Source organism: Variovorax sp. J2P1-31, assembly GCF_030317215.1.
In the GTDB taxonomy this organism is placed as follows: domain Bacteria; phylum Pseudomonadota; class Gammaproteobacteria; order Burkholderiales; family Burkholderiaceae_C; genus Variovorax.
This window is the reverse complement of sequence record NZ_JASZYA010000004.1, coordinates 18,891-37,563: the sequence shown is the minus strand read 5'-3', so window position 1 is coordinate 37,563 and position 18,673 is coordinate 18,891. Positions and strand designations below refer to the sequence as shown.

Genomic DNA, 18,673 nt, shown 5'->3' with positions numbered 1-18,673 from the left:
CACGCGCCAGGGCGCCGCCGCGTGTTAAGACCGCGGCCTCCTTGCGTGCAACACCATGAAAAAAACAAGACATCCGCTCACGATCGTGCTCTGGACCGCGCTGCTGACCGTGCTGGCCACGGTGCTGGTGCTGAACTTCATCCCCGGCGAGAAGAAAATCGACCAGCACATCGAACGCGAGTACGGCCTGCATGACCCGCAGTTCCGCCGCGCGATGGGCGTGCTGCTCGGGCCGGCCATCGTGCAGGGCAACCGCTTCGAGGCGTTGCACAACGGCGACCAGATCTTCCCGCCCATGCTGGCCGCCATCCGCGGCGCGCAACAGAGCATCACCTTCGAGACCTACATCTACTGGTCGGGCGACATCGGCCGGGCCTTCGCCGACGCGCTGGCCGAGCGCGCACGGGCCGGCGTGCGCGTGCACGTGCTGCTCGACTGGGTCGGCAGCGCGAAGATCGACGAGCGTTTCCTGCAGGAGATGGAGAAGGCCGGCGTCGAGATCCGCAAGTTCCACAAGCCGAGCTGGTACGACATCGCGCGCATGAACAACCGCACCCACCGCAAGCTGCTGGTGGTCGACGGCGCGGTGGGCTTCACCGGCGGCGTGGGCATCGCGCCCGAATGGACCGGCCACGCGCAGGACCCCGAACACTGGCGCGACTCGCACTTCAGGGTCGAGGGGCCGGTGGTGGCGCAGATGCAGGCGGTCTTCATGGACAACTGGGTCAAGGTCTCGGGCCAGGTGCTGCACGGCGAGCGCTACTTCCCGGCGCTGCAGGCGCACGATGCGCGCGCGCCGGGCGCGGGCGGCGGCGCGCAGATGTTCAGCAGCTCGCCCTCGGGCGGCAGCGAGAGCATGCACCTGATGTACCTGCTGGCGATCACCGCGGCCGAGCGCTCGATCGAACTCTCCAGCGCCTATTTCGTGCCGGACGCGCTCACGCGCGACGCGCTGGTGGCCGCGGTGCGGCGCGGCGTGCGGGTGCGCATCATCACGCCCGGGCCGATCATCGATGCGCAGACCGTGCGCGGCGCGTCGCGCGCGGCGTGGGGCCCGCTGCTGGAGGCGGGCGTGCAGATGCATGAGTACCAGCCGACCATGTTCCATTGCAAGGTGCTGGTGGTCGACGACTTCCTGGTCTCGGTCGGCTCGACCAACTTCGACAACCGCTCCTTCCGCCTCAACGACGAGGCCAACCTCAACATCTACGACGAGGCCTTCGCCAAGGCGCAGGTCGCGACCTTCGAGGACGACCTGCGGCAGAGCCGCGCCGTCACGCTGGCGCAGTGGCAGGCGCGCCCGCTGCGCGAGAAGGCGATGGAGCACCTGGCGAGCCTGCTGTCGGCGCAGCTTTGACGGCGGCGACAATGCCGCCGTGCTGCCGATCTTCCTCGTCACCTTCCCCTTCTTCGCGCTGATCGCGGCCGGCTACGCGGCCGCGCGCTTGCGGGTGCTGCCGCTCGAGGCGATCCCCGGCCTCAACGTCTTCGTGCTGTATTTCGCGCTGCCCTGCATGCTCTACCGCTTCGGCGCCGGCACGCCGATCGCGCAACTGCTCGACGGCAGCGTGGCGATGGTCTGGGGGCTGTGCGCGCTGGCGGTGGTGGCGGTCATGGTGTGGCGCACGCGCAGCGCGCGCATCGGCTGGAACGACGCGTCCTTCGGCGCGCTGGTGGCGGCCTTTCCCAACACCGGCTTCATGGGCGTGCCGCTTCTGGCCGCGCTGCTCGGGCCGGGCGTGGCGGGACCGGTGATCATCACGATCACCTTCGACATGGTGGTCACCTCCTCGCTGTGCATCGCGCTGTCGCGGCTCGACGGCGCCGACGAGCATGGCGCGGCCAAGGCCGTGCGGCAGGCGTTGCGCGGCATGTTCATGAACCCGCTGCCCTGGTCGATCCTGCTGGGCGCGCTGGCCTCGGCGCTGCAGGTCCAGCTGTTCGGGCCGATCGATCGCACGGTCACGATGCTGGCCGACGCCGCCTCGCCGGCCGCGTTGTTCACCATCGGCGCGGTGCTCGCGCGCTCGGCGCTCGTGGCCCGCCGCCAGCCCGCGCTGGGACTGGCGCGCGTCGGCGACGTGCTGCCCGTGGTGCTGGCCAAGCTGCTGCTGCATCCGCTGCTGGTCTGGGCCGCGGCGCGTGGCGCGATCGCGTGGGGCCTGCCACTGAGCCAGCCGGCGCTGGTGGCGATCGTGCTCGTGGCCGCGCTGCCGAGCGCCAGCAACGTGTCGATGCTGGCCGAACGCTTCGGCGCCGACAACGGGCGCATCGCCCGGATCATCCTCTGGACCACCGTGGCGGCCTTCTTCACCTTCCCGCTGGCCGTGGGTTGGTTGAACTGAGGGCTCTCTTCGGGGCTAGTTCGTCAGGACGCCCAATTGATAGGGGTCAGCGCCGGACAGCAACTCGCACTTGGAAAAGTCGCGTCCCTGGGTGCCATCGCAGTAGAAGGTGTTGTACACGCGCCCGAACAGCGTGGGCGAGGAGGTGAACAGCACGCCGTGGTCGGCGCGCCAGTTCTCGCGCGGGGCGCTGCCGCCGGTTTCCACCAGGGGCGTGCTGGCGGACGGGGCCGGCGCGGTGAACTCGGCCAGCGTGCGGTGGGTGTCGTCGCCGCGCCAGCGGGTCGCCATCTCCTCGGCCGTGGGCCGCGCGGCGACCGGCAGCAGCAGGCCGTTGATCTGCAGGCCCGAGCCGAAACGGTGCGACTTGGCGGCCAGGAAGGCGTAGGCGCAGGCCGCCTGGCACTGGCCGCGCACCTCGGTCTGCACGCCGCTGCTGCGGATGGCCGCGGCATAGGCGCCGGCCGCCTCGGCGGTGCCGCCGAAGGCGTCCTCGAACACCACGGTGCGCACCTTGCCCGAAGCCAGCTGTTCGCTGAAGGCGGGCAGCGTCTCGGCATCGAGCTGGCCGATCACGAGCAGGCGGTTGCCTTCGTGCTTGAGCTCGGCGGCGGGGGCCACCGAGGCGGTGGCCAGCAGGCACAACAGCCCGGTCAGGCGAGACAGGGTTCCCAGCAGTGTCATGGCGTCACTCCGGTGCGGGCCCGCGCGGGCCCGTGGCTACAGCTTGCGCAGCCCGCCCTCGGCGTCAACTGCATTTGCAAAGTATTGCCGATGCCAGGGGGCCGGCGGGGAAAAACTTAGATCTGCTGCGGGTCGACGTCGATCAGCCAGCGGATCACGCCCTTGCCCTCGGGCGTGCGGCGCAGCGCGTTCAGCACCGGCTGCCACTGGGCCAGCAGGCGCTGCAGCGCGGCGCGCGAATGGCTTTCCAGCAGCATCTGGGCACGCTCCACGTTGGCCACGCGCTGGATCGTCAGGGGCACGGCCGGGTAGCGCACCACATGCTCGCCACCTTCCAGCGTCTCGGCGGCGGCGCTCGCGGCCTGCAGGAAGGCCTGGGCCGCGGCCTGTGTGCGCGCGTCGGCGCGCAGCAGCGCCTGGAAGGCGAAGGGCGGCATCCGGGCCGCGCTGCGCTGCGCCAGCTCGCCGGCGGCGAAGGCGGGGTAGTCGTGGCGGCGCAGCGCGGCGAACAGCGCATGGTCGGTGTGATGGGTCTGCAGCCACATCTCGGCGGTGCTGCCCTGGGCCGCCAGGTAGGCCGCGTCGCGCCCGGCCCGGCCGGCCGACTGCATCAGCAGGCTGAACAGCCGCTCCGGCGCGCGGAAGTCGCTGGAGAACAGCGCGCCGTCGGGGTTCACGGCCGCCACCAGCGTGATGCGGCGGAAGTCGTGGCCCTTGGCGATCATCTGGGTGCCGACCAGCACGTCGACTTCGCCCGCATGCACCGCCGCCAGCTGCGCGGCCAGCGCGCCCTGCTTCTTGGTGCTGTCGGCGTCGATGCGCGCGATGCGCACCGGGCTGCCGTCGGGCCGGGTCACCGCGGCGAACAGCGTGCCCAGGTGCTCCTCCAGCTGCTCGGTGCCGCGGCCGACCGGCGCGATGTCGGGGTTGCCGCAGGCCGGGCAGGCGCGCGGCACGCGCTCGGTGAAGCCGCAGTGGTGGCAGCGCAGCGTGCGGTCGATCTTGTGGAACACGCGGTAGGCGCTGCAGTGCGGGCACTCGCTCTTCCAGTCGCAGTCGCCGCAGGCCAGCACCGGCGCGTAGCCGCGGCGGTTGAGGAACACCATGCTCTGCTCGCCGCGCGCGATGCGCTGGCCGATGGCGTCGAGCAGCACGCCCGAGAGCACCGTCTTTCCCGGCTGCAGCCGCATGTCGACCAACCGCACCGCGGGCAGCGCGCCGGCGCCGATGCGCGAGGGCATGGCCAGCCGCACATAGCGCCCGCCCGGGTCGCCGGCCTCGGCCGGGCGGCTCTGGTGCCAGCTTTCGAGCGAGGGCGTGGCCGAGCCCAGGATCACCTTGGCGCCCTCGCGCCGGCCGCGCCACACGGCCAGGTCGCGCGCCGAGTAGCGCGCGCCTTCCTGCTGCTTGTAGCTGGGGTCGTGTTCCTCGTCGACCACGATCAGCGCCAGCCCCGGCATCGAGGCGAACACCGCCATGCGCGTGCCCAGCACGATGCGCGCCGTGCCCGCGTGCGCCGCCAGCCAGCTGGCCAGGCGCTGCGGATTCGTCATGCCGCTGTGCAGCGAGACCACCGCGCCGGCGCCGAAGCGGGCCTCGAAGCGTTCGCGGAAGCGGGCCTCCAGCTGCGGCGTGAGGTTGATCTCGGGCACCATCACCAGCGCCTGGGCCTCGGGCGCGCGGGCCAGCAGCGTGGCCACGGCCTGCAGGTAGACCTCGGTCTTGCCGCTGCCGGTGCTGCCGAACAGCAGGAAGGGGCCGGGCTCGCCGGCGATGCGTTGCAGCGCCTCGGCCTGCTCGGGGCTGACCGGCAGCGCGCCGGCCGCGGCGTCGGCCTCGGGCGTGTCGGTCACCGGGCCGCCCTGGCGCTTGAGCCGGCGCGTGAGCTGCACGCTGCTCAGGTCGCGCAGCTGCGGCGGCAGGGCCGCCAGCGCGATCTCGCCCAGCGAGCGCTGGTAGTAGCGCGCGGCGAACGTGACCAGGTCGCGCCAGCCCTCGCCCAGCGGCGCCAGCGCGTCGAGCGCCGCGCCCACCGGCTTGAGTTCCAGGGCCGCGTCCGCCTCGCCCATCGGCTGGCTCTGCCAGGCCACGCCCAGCACCTCGCGGCGCCCCAGCGGCACGCGCACCAGGGTGCCGGCCGGCAGCGCCGCCGGGGCCACATAGCTCAGCAGATCGCCCAATGCGGCATGCGCGGGCGTGTGGACGGCGACCTCGACTCGCCAATTCATGGGAGGGCTCCGAAAGCGGTGAAAGTTAAAGCGACGTGGAGCAAGGTGCCTTAAGTCGTTGATTTTCTTGCAGTTTGCAATTGATCCAGTGTTTCTGTGGATAACTTTGTTGATATCCCCGCCCGATCCGCCTGCAGCCCTTGAGAATCAAGGCTTTGGGCGAACTGCCCGCAAAAAAAGCATCCGGCCAAAGCCATATGAATCAACGACTTAGCGGCGCTATCGCTTTGTGAGCAGGGCTTCCTCGCCCTCGGATAATTTTCCGCACCGCAACACGTGTTTTGTGCATAAGTCAACCGCGGGCGCACTTTGGACTTGACAAACGGGAAGCGCCGCTTTTCCGGTTGCAACCGGATGTAGCCGGCGCGCCGTGTCAGCGGCGCAGCGCGCGGGACTGCGCGTGCACCGCCTGCACCAGTGCCGCCACGTGGTCGGGCGGCGTGAACTGGCTGATGCCATGGCCCAGGTTGAAGATGTGGGTCGGGCCCTTGCTGTCGCGGTCGGTGTGCGGCCGGCCGAAGGCCTGCAGCACTTTCGCCACCTCGGCTTCGATCCGCGCCGGCGGCGCGAACAGCACGTTGGGGTCGATGTTGCCTTGCAGCGCCTTGGCCTGCGGGCCCTCGCCGACCAGCGCGCGCGCCTTGGCCAGGTTCACCGTCCAGTCCACGCCCAGCACCTCGCAGTCGAGCGCGCGCATGGCTTCCAGCCACAGGCCGCCGCCCTTGGTGAACACCAGGCGCGGCACCGGCGTGCCGTCGGCGCCCTCGCGCTTCAACTGCGACAGCACGCGGGCCGTGTAGGCCAGGCTGAATTCCTGGAAGGCGCCGTCGGCCAGCACGCCGCCCCAGCTGTCGAACAGCATCACGGCCTGCGCGCCGGCGTCGATCTGGGCGTTGAGGTAGGCCGCCACGGCGTCGGCATTGACGCTCAGCAGCCGGTGCATCAGGTCGGGGCGGCTGTAGAGCATCGACTTGACCAGGCGGTAGTCGCTCGAGCCCGCGCCCTCGACCATGTAGCAGGCCAGCGTCCAGGGGCTGCCCGAGAAGCCGATCAGCGGCACCCGGCCGTTGAGCGCGCGGCGGATCGAGGCGACGGCGTCGAACACGTAGCGCAGCTTCTCCATGTCCGGCACCTCGAGCGCCGCGACGGCGGCCTCGTCGCGCACCGGGCGGGCGAAGCGCGGGCCTTCACCGGCCTCGAAGGACAGGCCCAGGCCCATCGCGTCGGGCACGGTCAGGATGTCGGAGAACAGGATCGAGGCGTCGAGCGGGAAGCGCTCCAGCGGTTGCAGCGTGACCTCGGTCGCGTAGTCGACGTTGGTGGCCAGCCCCATGAAGCTGCCGGCGCGGGCGCGCGTCGCGACGTACTCCGGCAGGTAGCGCCCGGCCTGGCGCATCAGCCAGACGGGGGTGTGGTCGGTGGCCTGGCGCCAGCAGGCGCGCAGGAAGGTGTCGTTGGTCAGGGGAGCGAAGGCCATCCCCCGATTGTCGAGGAAGTGCGTCCCCGGACTTTGGACTCAGGTCTTGTACTTGATCGAGCAGCCGTAGGGCCGGGTCGTGGCGGCCGAGATCGGCTGGCCGCCGAAGGCCTCGCGCAGCGCCTGGTTCACGTAGTTGGTGGCGGTCTTGATGTCGTCGGGCCGGGCCGACGGGATGCTGTCGATGCCGCCCGCGTACACCAGCGTGCCTTTGGGGTCGATGATGAACAGGTGGGGCGTGGTGCGCGCGCCGTAGGCCTGGCCGATGCTGCCGTCCTCGTCCATCAGCACGGCGGTGGGCGCGGCCGACTGGGTCTTCATCCAGCTGTCCAATGCGGCCGGCTGCAGGTAGTCGCTGGCGGCGCGTTCGGTGGAGTTGATGGCCAGCCAGACCACGCCCCGGGCGGTGGCCGCCTTCTGCGTGGCCGGCATGTTGCCGCTGCCGTAGTGCTTGCGCACGAAGGGGCAGCCGGGGTTGGTCCATTCGAGCACCACGTACTTGCCGGCGAAATCCGAGAGCTTGTGCTGTGCGCCGCGGGTGTCGACGGCGACGAAATCGGGGGCGGGCTGGCCCACGGCGGGCGCGGCATGGGCCGGGGCGCCGATCAGCAGCGTGCTGCCCAGGGCGACGGCGGCGGCCATCACGGCGCGGCGGGATGCGCGGCTCAGCGCGGCGCCGGCCTGGCGGGCGGCGTGGGCGGAACGCGATGCGGACGATGTCAAAGACGGCATGGTCGGCGGGTCTCCTGTCAGAAAATCAAACAACGGCGACAGCTTAGAACGCTTTTCTCATCGCGATGTGACAAGCCGTAGTGCCCTCAGGAAGGACCGGGGCTCGCGCCTTCAGAGCCGGTCCAGCGCGGCTCGCACATCGTCCTTGCTCAGGATCTCGGTCAGCACCACCGGCGGCTTGCCCGGCGCCTGCAGCACATAGACCGGCACGCCGCTGCGGCCCAGCGCATTGAGCGCGGCGGTGATCGCCGGGTCCTGCCGCGTCCAGTCGGCGCGCAGCATCGCCACCTGGCGGCGGTCGAACTCGGCCAGCAGCGCGGCGTCGCCGAGCGTGGTCTTCTTGTTGTACTGGCAGGTCACGCACCAGGCGGCGGTGAAATCGACGAACACCGGCCGACCGGCCGCATGCAGCTCGGCCACCCGCGCGGCCGACCAGGGCTGCCAGCGCTCGCCGTTCGCAGCCGCCAGCGTCGCCGGTTCCAGCGGCCGCACGATGTTGCCGCCGATCGCCACGGCCAGCGCCGCGGTGGAGGCCAGCACCAGGCCGCCCACCACCCAGCGCGTGCGGCCGCGCAGCGTGAGCGACCACACGATGGCCGCCAGGCAGACCAGCAGCCCCAGCAGCGCGCCCGCGCCGTCGATGCCGCTCTGCTGCCCCAGCACCCAGACCAGCCAGGCCACGGTGGCGAACATCGGGAAGGCCATCACGCGGCGCAGCGTGTCCATCCAGGGGCCGGGCCGCGGCAGCAGGCGCGCCACCGCGGGCACGAAGCCGGCCACCAGGTAGGGCAGCGCCAGGCCCAGGCCCAGCGCGCCGAACAGCATCAGCGCCTGCGGCGCCGGCAGCGCGATCGCGATGCCCAGCGAGGCGCCCATGAAGGGCGCGGTGCAGGGCGAGGCGACCACCACCGCCAGGATGCCGGAGAGGAAATCGTTGGCGATCGGGTGCTTGACCTGGGCCGCGCACAGCGATCGCGGGGCCAGCAGGCCGAACTCGAACACGCCCGCGAGGTTCAGGCCGATCAGCGTGAACAGCGCCGCCAGCGCCGCCACCACGGCCGGCGACTGCAGCTGGAAGCCCCAGCCCAGCTGCTCGCCGGCCGCGCGCAGGGCGAGGATGGCGGCGCCCAGCGCCAGGAAGGTGACGATCACGCCGGCCGTGTAGGCCAGCCCGGCGCTGCGGTGGCCGCGGCGGTCGCCCGCCTGGTTGGCGAAGGCCAGCACCTTGATCGCCAGCACCGGGAACACGCAGGGCATCAGGTTGAGCAGCAGGCCGCCCAGCAAGGCGCCGAGCAGGGCGGCGAAGAAGCCGGTGTTCGAGGTCTGGGGCGCCGTCTGGGGGGCGACCGCATTGGCCGCCAGCGCGGCCTGCAGTGCCGGCGAGACCTGCGTGGGGGCCGCCACCGTGGCCCAGGTGCCCGTGACGGGCGCCTCGGCGCGCCACGCGACTGGCGCGCCGGCCACGCGGTCGGCCTCGGCCAGCGCCACCACCACCGGCATCACCGTCGGGCTGGCGCTGCGGTGCTCGGCCAGCGGCAGCGTGGCGGTCCAGCGCTCGCCCTGCCAGGCCTGGGTCCAGTCGCGGCCGGAGACCGCGGCGGTGTGGATCACCTCGCCGGTCTCGGGGAAGAACTCCAGCGTCTTGCCGCGCGCCGCGGCCGGCAGGCCGTCGAGCTGCACGCGCAGCGTCTGGTCGACCACTTCGATCGCGCCCTTCGGCGCCAGCGGCGCGGGCTGGGCCGCGAAGGCCGCGTCGAAATCGGCCTTGTGCAGCGCCGTCGAGCCCTGGGCCGGCAGCCGCAGCGCGAACTCGCCTTCCTCGGGGATGCATTCCTTGCGGCAGACCAGCCACGAGGCCTTGAGCTTGACGTCGACGCCGGCCGCGCCGGTCAGCCCGGCCGCGGGCGTGAAGCCGGGCGCGACCGTGAGCGGCACCGGCAGCAGCACGGTGTTTTCGTAGCCGTAGTTGGCCAGGGTGCCGATCGCGATCTTCTTGGGCACCGGCCAGGCGATGTCGCCCGCGGCCAGGCCGGCCGGCAGCGTCCATTGCAGTTCGGTCGGCAGGCCGGAGTCGCCGGCGTTCTTCCAGTAGGTGTGCCACTCGGGCTGGTGCGCGATCTGCAGGCCCAGCCAGACCGTGGCGCCCGGGCCCACGCCGTCGGGCGCATGGGCCACCAGTTCGGCCCGCACGTGCGGGGTGGTGACGACCGAGGAGACGCGGGGAGAGAGCTGCGCGGCGACGGGCAGGACGGCCGCCAGTGCGAGCGCGGCCAGGGAGAAACGGGACAGAAAGGATCGGAGCATGCCGGCAGTCGGAGCGGAAGACGGGGAGATGGTTCCTGGCCAGGCCGTATCGTTGCCGGGCGTCGTCAGGGCCCGATGGTAGCGGTGGCACCGGTTTCAGGCCGGCCCACGCCAGAAAGCGCCCACAGCCGACAGGCGGAAATGCGCGGCGCACGCATGCTCGCGCCCGTTCCGGGCCCGTGTTGCGGCCCTGTGTCGACCAAGGAGCCCCGAATGAACCGAACCGCCCGCCTCTGCATGATCCCCCTCGCCGCGGCGCTGATGGCGGCCTGCGGCGAAACCGCCCGCCTGCCCTTCGAGGCCGGCGTCGGCCCGAGCCCGCAGCTGCCGGCGCCCAACAAGACCTTCATTCCCACGCTCAAGATCGCCGAGGCGGTGGGCTGGACCGACGCGGCCGGCCCGACCGCGCCGGCCGGCTTCACCGTGACCGCGCTGGCGCGCCAGCTCGACCATCCGCGCTGGGTCTACACGCTGCCCAACGGCGACGTGCTGGTGGCCGAGAGCAACAAGCCGCCCAAGGAGCCGGGCGCGCCCGAGGCCAAGAAGGGCCCGTTCGGCATGATCAAGGACTTCGTGCAGGGCAAGGTGATGAAGCGCGCCGGCGCCGAGGTGCCCAGCGCCAACCGCATCACGCTGCTGCGCGACACCGATGGCGACGGCGTGGCCGAGACGCGCAGCGTCTTCATCCAGGGGCTGCAGTCGCCCTACGGCATGGCGCTGGTCGGCAACGAGCTGTTCATCGCCAACGCCAACGCGCTGGTCAAGGTGCCCTACGCCGAAGGCCAGACCGCCGCGGCCGGCGCGCCGGTCAAGGTGACCGACCTGCCGGCCGGCATCAACCACCACTGGACCAAGAACGTGATCGCCAGCCCCGACGGCAGCAAGCTCTACGTGACCGTCGGCTCCAACAGCAACATCGGCGAGAACGGGCTCGAGGCCGAGGAGGGCCGGGCCGCGGTCTGGGAGGTCGACACGAAGAGCGGCGAGAAGCGCCTGTTCGCCAGCGGCCTGCGCAACCCCAACGGCCTGGCCTGGGAGCCCGACACCAACGTGCTGTTCACCGTGGTCAACGAGCGCGACGAGATCGGCAGCGACCTGGTGCCGGACTACCTGACCTCGGTCAAGGACGGCGCCTTCTACGGCTGGCCCTGGAGCTACTACGGCGGCAACGTCGACATCCGCGTGCAGCCGCAGCAGCCCGACCGCGTGGCCAAGGCCATCGCACCCGACTACGCGCTGGGCACCCACGTCGCGCCCCTGGGCCTGACCTTCTCCCATGCGCGCGGCATGCCGGCCGAGTTCGCCACCGGCGTGTTCATCGGCGAGCACGGCTCCTGGAACCGCAACCCGCCGTCCGGCTACAAGGTGGTCTTCGTGCCCTTCATCGGCGGCAAGCCCACCGGGCAGCCGGTGGACTTCCTGACCGGCTTCCTGTCGGCGGAGGGCAAGGCGCAGGGCCGCCCGGTCGGCGTGGCGCTCGACAAGGGCGGTGCGCTGCTGGTGGCCGACGACGTGGGCAACGTGGTCTGGCGCGTGGCGAAGTCGCGCTAGAAACCCTGCAGCACCACCTTGCCCTGCGCCGTGCCGCTCTCGATCAGCGCATGGGCGCGGCGCAGGTTGGCCGCGTTGATGGGGCCGAAGCTCGCGTTGGCCGTGGTGCGGATGCGGCCGGCGTCGACCAGGGTCGCGAGCTCGGCCAGGATCTGGCCCTGCTCGGCCATGTCGGGCGTCTGGAAGCGCGCCCGGGCGAACATCATTTCCCAGTGCAGCGACAGCGACTTGGTCTTGAGCGGCATCGCGTCGAGCACCGGCATGTCGTCGATCACGCCGATCTTGCCCTGGGGCTTGAGGCTCTCGATGATCTGCGCGTAGTGCTGCGCGGTCTGCGTGAGGGCCGCCACCATGTCCACCTCGCCGAAGCCGCCGGCCTGCAGTTCGGCGGCCAGCGGCTTCGCATGGTCGATCACCGCGTGCGCGCCCAGGCCGAGGCACCAGGCGCGCGTCTCGGCGCGTGAGGCGGTGGCGATCACGCGCAATTGCGTGAGCTGGCGGGCGAGCTGGATCAGGATCGAGCCCACGCCGCCCGCGCCGCCCACCACCAGCAGCGTCTGGCCCGCGCCGCCGCCCTGCGGCACGCCCAGCCGGTCGAACAGCAGCTCCCAGGCGGTGATCGCGGTCAGCGGCAGCGCCGCGGCCTGCGCGTCGTCGAGGCTGCGCGGCGACTTGGCGGCGATGCGCTCGTCGACCACGTGCAGTTCCGAATTGGCGCCGGGCCGGGTGATCGAGCCCGCGTAGTAGACGCGGTCGCCGGCCCGGAAGCCGGTCACCTCGCTGCCCACGGCCTCGACCGTGCCGGCCGCGTCCCAGCCCAGCACCCGGGCCTGGCCGGCCTCGGGCGCCATGTTCTTGCGCACCTTGGTGTCGACCGGGTTGACCGAGATCGCGTTCACCCGCACCAGCAGGTCGCGCGGTCCGGCCACGGGCGCGGGCAGTTCGATGTCCTGCAGCGCGGCCGCATCGTCGATGGGAAGGGACTGGTAGTAGCCGATGGCTTTCATGGGGAAACCTTTCAGAAGATGGCCGCACTGTAGAAGCCATCGATTCATTTGATAAGCTGCCTCAAGAAACTATGAGTTTCAAATGAAGATTGAAAATCTCTCCGACCTGCGGGTGCTGGTCCAGACCGCGCAGGCCGGCAGCCTGAGCGGCGCGGCGCGCGTGCTGGGCATCACGCCGGCGGCGGCCAGCGCCACGCTCAAGCGGCTCGAGGCGCAGCTGGGCGCGCGCCTGTTCGAGCGCTCGACCCGCGCGCTGCGGCTCACGCCCCAGGGCCAGACCCTGCTCGACTACGCGGGCCGCGCGCTCGACCTGCTGGCCGAAGGCGAATCGCTGGTGACGGCCGAGGGCGGCGCGCTGGTCGGCCGGCTGCGCGTGGCCGCGCCCTCCGACCTCACGCGCAGCACGCTGCTGCCCTGGCTCGACGCATTCCTCGACGCCCATCCCGGCGTGCAGCTGGACCTGTCGGTGGGCGACCGGCCGCTGGACGTGATGCGCGACGAGGTCGACGTGGCGCTGCGCTACGGCCCGCTGGCCGACTCGCGGCTGGTGGCGCGCCTGCTCACCATGAGCCGGCCGCTGCTGTGGGCCTCGCCCGAGTACCTGCGCCGCCATCCCGCGCCGCGGGTGCCGCAGGACCTGCTGCAGCACAACTGCCTGACCTTCCACCGCAACGGGCGGCACCACCGCCTCTGGCGCTTCGCGAAGCAGGGCCAGTGGACGCAGGTGCGGGTCGACGGCGACCGCGTGGTCGACGACGCCTCGCTCTCGCGCCAGTGGGCGCTGGCCGGCCGCGGCATCACCTTCAAGTCCGAGCTCGACGTGCTGCAGGACCAGGCCGCCGGCACGCTGGTGCGGCTGCTGCCCGACTGGGACACCGAGCCCTACCCGCTGCATGCGCTGATGCCCAGCGGGCGTTTCGTGCCGGCGAGGGTGCGCGCGCTGGTGGACTTTCTCGCGGCCCGCTGCGCGGCGCTCGCCGTGCGCGAAAATCAGGGGCACCCGACCGCCCCATGAAAACGCGCAAACCCCTCACCTCCTCCACGCCCTTCATCCGGGTCTCCGACAGCGGCGTCCACGGCCTGGGCGCCTTCGCGACCCGCGCACTGCCGGCGCAGTCGGTGCTCGGCCTCTACGAAGGCCGGCGCTACACGCCCGCGCAGATCGCCACCAAGGCCTGGAACGACCAGCTGACCTACCTGTTCCGGCTGTCCAACGACGAGACCATCGACGGCGCCAAGGGCGGCAACGCGACCCGCCACCTCAACCATTCCTGCGACCCTAACTGCGAGGCGGTCGAGGTCTACGACGAGACCGGCGAACTGGTGCTGCAGTTCCAGACCCTGGTGGCGGTCGAGGCCGGCGACGAGCTGTTCATCGACTACAGCCTGACGGCCGAGGAGGGCTCGCCCGCCAGCGACTACCGCTGCCATTGCGGTGCCGCCAGCTGCCGCGGCACCATGCTGGCGCCGGTGACCACCGACGCGGAGGAAGAGAGCTTCGATTCCTTCGGCTTCTCGCTGGAACCGCGCGCCGCCTAAGATCGCGCGCATGACCGCTTCCGCTCCTTCCGCCGCGCCGCGCCGCTTCTGGTCGCAACTCACGACGCGCGATTTCGCCGCGCTCGACCCGGCCGCCACGGTCGCGGTGCTGCCCCTGGGCGCGACCGAGCAGCACGGCCCGCACCTGCCGCTGGGCGTGGACTCGGTGCTGGCCGACGGCATCGTGGCCGCCGCGCTGCCGCTGCTGCCGGCCACGCTGCCCGCGCTGTTCCTGCCCACGCAGCACATCGGCCTGAGCCCCGAGCATGCGAACTTCCCGGGCACGCTGACCCTGTCGTCCGAGACGCTGATCCGCCTCTGGCGCGAGATCGGCGCCGGCGTGGCGCGCGCGGGCGTGCGCAAGCTGGTGCTGTTCAACGCGCACGGCGGCCACACCGGCGCGATGGACATCGCCGCGCGCGAGCTGCGCGCCGCGCACGGCCTGATCGTCTACAGCGTGAGCTGGTTCAACCTGCCGCTGGGCGAGGCCGGCGCGCAATTCAGCGCCGAGGAGCACCGCTTCGGCGTGCACGCGGGCGAGATCGAGACCGCGATGATGCTGGCGCTGGCGCCCGACCAGGTCGTGATGGGCGCGGCGCAGGATTTCGATTCGGCCTCGCGCCAGCGTGCCGGCGCCTACCCGATCCTGGGCAACGGCCGCAGCGCCAAGCTGGGCTGGGCGATGGAGGACTACAACGCCCACGGCGCCGCGGGCAACGCGGCCGCGGCCACCGCGCCGCGCGGCCAGGCGGTGGTCGATGCGGCGGCGCGCGCACTGGCCCAGCTGCTGGCCGAGGTCTCGCGGCTGCCGCTCTCGGTGATCGGCACGCCCGCGCCCTGAGGGCTCAGCCCGCGATCGCCGGCCCGGCCGGTGCGTCCTGCTCGATGCGGACCGAGCCGTCGGGCCGTTCGCAGGTGCCGATCAGCAGGCCGCTCGCGATCGCATGCGCGCGCAGCGCGTCGATCACTTCGTCGCGTCCCGGTGTCTCCGAGAACTCGGGCAGTGCCGCGAGCGCATAGAGCTGGAAGGCATAGCGGTGCAGGCCGTGGCCCGGCGGCGGATCGGGCGGCAGCCAGGCCGCCTGCAGATAGGAGTTGCGGCCCACGTGCAGGCCGGTGCCCGGCTGGCCCGCGCTCGGCAGCGCGGCCTCGGCGAGCGCGCCGTCGCCGGTCGGCAGCCCCACCACGATCGCATGCACCAGCGGCTGCGGCGTGGGCGAATCGGCGTCTTCCACCAGCAGCACGCAGCAGGCCGCGCCGGCCGGCACGCCGGTCCATTGCAGCGGCGGCGACAGGCCTTCGCCCTCGGGTGCGTCCGCGGTGTAGCGCGCGGGCAGCGGGGCGTGGTCGGCGAAGGCCAGGCTGCTCAGCGTGATCGCCGCCATGCCCTCGCGCAGGCCCAGCGTGTTGAAGACGATCGCGTCGAGGCCGGCGCGCACGCCGTGCAGCGCATGGCCGATCACATCGGGAAGTTTTTCGAGCATTCCTGCGGTATAGCGCGTCGGTGACCACATCCGTGTAGGACGCCGCAGGACAGCCAAGCGCAGCCGCTGTCGGCAGAATGCAAGCACCGCGCGTGCTGCGCCTTCCTTTTCCCCACAGGCTCACGTGCCCCTCACTTCCCCTCCCTCGGTCCGGGCGCCCCAGAACCGCGCTTCCACCGGCATCGCCGGTCTCGACAACGTGCTGGTCGGCGGGCTGCCGCGCGGCCATCTCTACCTGGTGGAGGGCACACCCGGCGCGGGCAAGACCACGCTGGGCCTGCAGTTCCTGCTCGAGGGGCGGCGCAACGGCGAGAAGGGGCTCTACGTGACGCTGTCGGAGACCGCGTCGGAGCTGCACACGGTGGCCGAGTCCCACGGCTGGTCGCTCGACGGCATCGAGCTGTTCGAGCTGGTCAACGAAGAAGGGCTGAGCCCCTCGGCCGAGCAGTCGATCCTCTATCCCTCGGAGGTCGAGCTGGGCGAGACCACGCGCGACGTGATGGCGGCGGTGGAGCGGCTGTCGCCCACGCGGCTGATCTTCGACAGCCTGTCGGAGATGCGGCTGCTGGCGCAGGACCCGCTGCGCTACCGCCGGCAGATCCTTGCGCTCAAGCATTTCTTCGCCTCGCGCGCCTGCACCGTGCTGCTGCTCGACGACATGAGCTCGCAGGGCGGCGACCTGCAGCTGCACAGCATCGCCCACGGCGTGCTGGCGCTGGACCAGGCCACCGGCGACTACGGCCCGGTGCGGCGCCACCTGCGCATCGTGAAGATGCGCGGCGTGCGCTACCGCGGCGGCGAGCACGACGTGAACCTCGACACCGGCGGCCTGCAGGTCTACCCGCGGCTGATCGCTTCGGAGCACTCGGCCGACTTCGAGGTCTCCAACGCGCCGACCGGCACGCCCGCGCTCGATGCGCTGCTGGGCAACGGTCTGGCACGCGGCAGCAACACGCTGTTCATGGGGCCGTCGGGCGTGGGCAAGACCACCACCGCGATGTCGGCCGTGGTGGCCGCGCTGCGTCGCGGCGAGAAGGCCTCGTACTACCTGTTCGACGAGGGCATGGGCACGCTGATGCGCCGCTGCGCCGCGCTGGGCCTTCCGCTCGAGGACTTCATCGCGAGCGGCCAGCTCGAGATCCTCTCGCTCGACCCGTCGGAGATGTCGCCCGGCCAGTTCTCGAACATGGTGCGCTCGGCGGTGCAGGTGCGTGGCGCCGGCGTCGTCGTCATCGACAGCCTCAACGCCTACCTGCAGGCCATGCCCGGCGCCAAGTTCCTGCTGCTGCAGATGCACGAGCTGCTGAGCTTCCTCAACCAGCAGGGCATCGTCACGCTGCTGGTGCTGGGCCAGCACGGCATCATCGGCGACGTGCGCAGCGACCTCGACCTGAGCTACCTGTCGGACGCGATCGTGCTGTTCCGCTTCTTCGAGGCGCGCGGCCAGCTGCTCAAGGCGGTGTCGGTGGTCAAGAGCCGGACCAACCGGCACGAACTCAGCATCCGCGAGTTCCGCCTGGGCGAGGGCGGCGTCGAGGTCGGCCCGGCGCTGACCGACTTCGAAGGCGTGCTGGGCGGCGTGCCGGCCTACCGCGGTGCGATCCCCCTGCTGGGCGATCAGCCGCTGGTGGCCAGGTCCTGACATGGAACGACGGGTGCTGATACACGCGCCGCGTGGCCGCGACGCGGCGGTGGTGCAACGGGTGCTGCAGGACATCAATTTGGTGGCGGTGATCTGCGATTCGGCCGAGGCGATGGTGGCCGACCTCGACGTGGGCGCGGCCGCGGCCATCCTCACCGAAGAATCGCTGGTGCAATTGCCCGAGGCGCCGCTGCGCGCCTGGCTCACCGGCCAGCCCAGCTGGTCCGACTTCCCCTTCATCGTGCTGGCCTCGCGCGATGCGGGCGGGCGCTCGCGCCAGGCACTGGCGCTGCTGCAGACATTGGGCAATGCCTTCGTGCTCGAGCGGCCGGTCCACACCGAAACGCTGGCACGCGCCGCCGACGCGGCCGTGCGCGCGCGCCGGCGCCAGTACGCGACCCGGCTGCACCTGCGCCAGCTGGAAGACACGCGGGCCGAGGTCGAGCGCCTCAACGCCGAACTCGAGGCCCGCATCGCGGCCCGCACGCGCGAACTGGCGGGCGCCAACGACCGGCTGATGGCCGAGATCGCCGAACGCGAACGCGCACAGGCGGCGCTGATCCAGGTGCAGAAGATGGAGGCCATCGGCCGGCTGACCGGCGGCATCGCGCACGACTTCAACAACCTGCTGCATGTGGTCAACATGAACCTCGACCTGGTGGCGCGCGTCGCCAAGGACGAGAAGGTGCTGGGCATCGCGGCGCGCGCCAAGGGCGCGGTCGGCCGGGGCGCCAAGCTCACCGGGCAACTGCTGTCCTTCGCGCGCAACCAGTCGCTGCTGCCGCGGCTCACCGATGTCAATGCGCTGCTCGAGGGCATGCGCGAGCTGGTGGTGGTGTCGGTGGGGCCGGCGATCCAGGTGGAGATGGCCGTGTGCGAACAACCGGCCTGGGCCATGCTCGATGCCAACCAGCTCGAGATGGCGGTGCTCAACCTCGCGGTGAACGCACGCGACGCCATGCCCGCGGGCGGCACGCTGTCGATCAGCACGCAGCTGGCCGAGACCACGGGTGGCGAACTGCCCGCCGGCTCGTACGTGACGGTGGCGGTGCGCGACACCGGCGTGGGCATCGCGCCGCAGCTGCTGACCAAGGTCTTCGATCCCTTCTTCACCACCAAGCCGGTCGGCAGCGGCACCGGCCTCGGGCTGAGCCAGGTCTACGGCTTCGCGCGCCAGTCGGGCGGCCAGGCGGTGCTGCGCAGCGAAGAGGGCCAGGGCACGGTGGTCGAGATGAGCTTCCCGGCCTCGCGTGAAGGCGCCGAGGCGCCGGTCGCGGACAGCCTGTTGCCCCAGCAGAGCGCGACCCGGCGGCAGAAGGTGCTGGTGGTCGAGGACGACGCCGAAGTGCGGCGCGTGCTGGTCGAAAGCCTGTCGATGCTGGGCTACGTGGTGAGCGAGGCGGCCGAGGGCAGCAGCGGCCTGGCCGCGCTGGCCTCGGCCCCGCACGACCTCCTGGTGGTCGACTATGCGATGCCGGGACTCAACGGCGCCGAGGTGATCGCCAAGGCGCGCGAGATGGTGGGCGACATCCCGGTGATCCTGGTGACCGGCTACGCCGACATGGCGCAGGTCGGCCGCGTGCTGGGCACCCAGTCGGTGCTGATCAAGCCCTTCGACATCGCGACGCTCGCGAGCGCGGTGTCGAAGGCCCTGCCGGTGCTTGCGCCGCTATCATGAGA

Annotated in this window: 15 protein-coding genes; 8 read left to right on the top strand and 7 right to left on the bottom strand. The window is 71.6% G+C overall.

Annotation, left to right across the window (positions count from 1 at the left end):
• Positions 1-55 precede the first annotated feature (55 nt).
• Together QTI20_RS25765 and QTI20_RS25760 are read left to right on the top strand one after the other, a co-directional pair.
• A complete protein-coding gene (locus tag QTI20_RS25765; protein ID WP_286555609.1) occupies positions 56-1,357 on the top strand; it encodes a phospholipase D-like domain-containing protein in 1,302 nt (433 codons plus the stop codon).
• Positions 1,358-1,376: 19 nt separating this feature from the next.
• A complete protein-coding gene (locus QTI20_RS25760) occupies positions 1,377-2,345 on the top strand; it encodes an AEC family transporter (RefSeq protein WP_286555610.1) in 969 nt (322 codons plus the stop codon).
• Positions 2,346-2,360: 15 nt separating this feature from the next.
• Here QTI20_RS25760 and QTI20_RS25755 read toward each other — a convergent pair whose 3' ends face one another.
• From QTI20_RS25755 to QTI20_RS25735, 5 genes are all read right to left on the bottom strand, one after another.
• The gene (locus QTI20_RS25755) at positions 2,361-3,029 is read right to left on the bottom strand and encodes a hypothetical protein (protein ID WP_286555611.1); all 669 of its coding nucleotides are present in this window, start codon (positions 3,027-3,029) and stop codon (positions 2,361-2,363) included.
• Between the two features lie 116 nt (positions 3,030-3,145).
• Positions 3,146-5,257: a replication restart helicase PriA gene (gene priA, locus QTI20_RS25750; protein ID WP_286555612.1), complete on the bottom strand. Its 2,112-nt coding sequence runs from the start codon at positions 5,255-5,257 to the stop codon at positions 3,146-3,148.
• 373 nt (positions 5,258-5,630) lie between these two features.
• A complete protein-coding gene (gene hemE, locus QTI20_RS25745) occupies positions 5,631-6,734 on the bottom strand; it encodes a uroporphyrinogen decarboxylase (RefSeq protein ID WP_286555613.1) in 1,104 nt (367 codons plus the stop codon).
• A gap of 39 nt (positions 6,735-6,773) precedes the next feature.
• Entirely contained in the window at positions 6,774-7,466 is a 693-nt protein-coding gene (locus QTI20_RS25740) for a thioredoxin family protein (protein WP_286555614.1), read from the bottom strand.
• A gap of 111 nt (positions 7,467-7,577) precedes the next feature.
• Positions 7,578-9,770: a protein-disulfide reductase DsbD family protein gene (locus QTI20_RS25735; RefSeq protein WP_286555615.1), complete on the bottom strand. Its 2,193-nt coding sequence runs from the start codon at positions 9,768-9,770 to the stop codon at positions 7,578-7,580.
• Positions 9,771-9,983: 213 nt separating this feature from the next.
• Between QTI20_RS25735 and QTI20_RS25730 the strand changes: the two genes are divergently transcribed.
• Positions 9,984-11,321 (top strand): PQQ-dependent sugar dehydrogenase, encoded by a 1,338-nt coding sequence (locus QTI20_RS25730; RefSeq protein ID WP_286555616.1) that lies wholly within the window; start codon positions 9,984-9,986, stop codon positions 11,319-11,321.
• Here the strand turns inward: QTI20_RS25730 and QTI20_RS25725 are convergent.
• Positions 11,318-12,328, bottom strand: coding sequence for a zinc-binding alcohol dehydrogenase family protein (locus QTI20_RS25725; RefSeq protein ID WP_286555617.1), 1,011 nt, complete (start codon positions 12,326-12,328; stop codon positions 11,318-11,320). The genes QTI20_RS25730 and QTI20_RS25725 overlap by 4 nt on opposite strands.
• 82 nt (positions 12,329-12,410) lie before the next feature.
• Here QTI20_RS25725 and QTI20_RS25720 point away from each other — a divergent pair, with 82 nt between their 5' ends.
• Genes QTI20_RS25720 through QTI20_RS25710 form a run of 3 tightly spaced genes read left to right on the top strand, consistent with a single transcriptional unit; the run spans position 12,411 to position 14,708 of the window.
• The gene (locus QTI20_RS25720; RefSeq protein WP_286555618.1) at positions 12,411-13,343 is read left to right on the top strand and encodes a LysR family transcriptional regulator; all 933 of its coding nucleotides are present in this window, start codon (positions 12,411-12,413) and stop codon (positions 13,341-13,343) included.
• Positions 13,340-13,867 carry an SET domain-containing protein gene (locus QTI20_RS25715; RefSeq protein ID WP_286555619.1) on the top strand — a complete coding sequence of 176 codons (528 nt, stop codon included), beginning with the start codon at positions 13,340-13,342 and terminating at the stop codon, positions 13,865-13,867. The genes QTI20_RS25720 and QTI20_RS25715 overlap by 4 nt, the downstream gene beginning before the upstream one ends.
• Before the next feature lie 10 nt (positions 13,868-13,877).
• Positions 13,878-14,708, top strand: coding sequence for a creatininase family protein (locus QTI20_RS25710; protein WP_286555620.1), 831 nt, complete (start codon positions 13,878-13,880; stop codon positions 14,706-14,708).
• 4 nt (positions 14,709-14,712) lie between these two features.
• Here QTI20_RS25710 and QTI20_RS25705 read toward each other — a convergent pair whose 3' ends face one another.
• Positions 14,713-15,351 (bottom strand): YbhB/YbcL family Raf kinase inhibitor-like protein, encoded by a 639-nt coding sequence (locus tag QTI20_RS25705; protein ID WP_286555621.1) that lies wholly within the window; start codon positions 15,349-15,351, stop codon positions 14,713-14,715.
• Positions 15,352-15,475: 124 nt separating this feature from the next.
• Here QTI20_RS25705 and QTI20_RS25700 point away from each other — a divergent pair, with 124 nt between their 5' ends.
• Together QTI20_RS25700 and QTI20_RS25695 are read left to right on the top strand one after the other, a co-directional pair.
• Positions 15,476-16,993, top strand: coding sequence for an ATPase domain-containing protein (locus QTI20_RS25700; protein WP_286555622.1), 1,518 nt, complete (start codon positions 15,476-15,478; stop codon positions 16,991-16,993).
• 1 nt (position 16,994) lies between these two features.
• Positions 16,995-18,671: an ATP-binding protein gene (locus QTI20_RS25695; RefSeq protein ID WP_286555623.1), complete on the top strand. Its 1,677-nt coding sequence runs from the start codon at positions 16,995-16,997 to the stop codon at positions 18,669-18,671.
• Positions 18,672-18,673 lie beyond the last annotated feature (2 nt).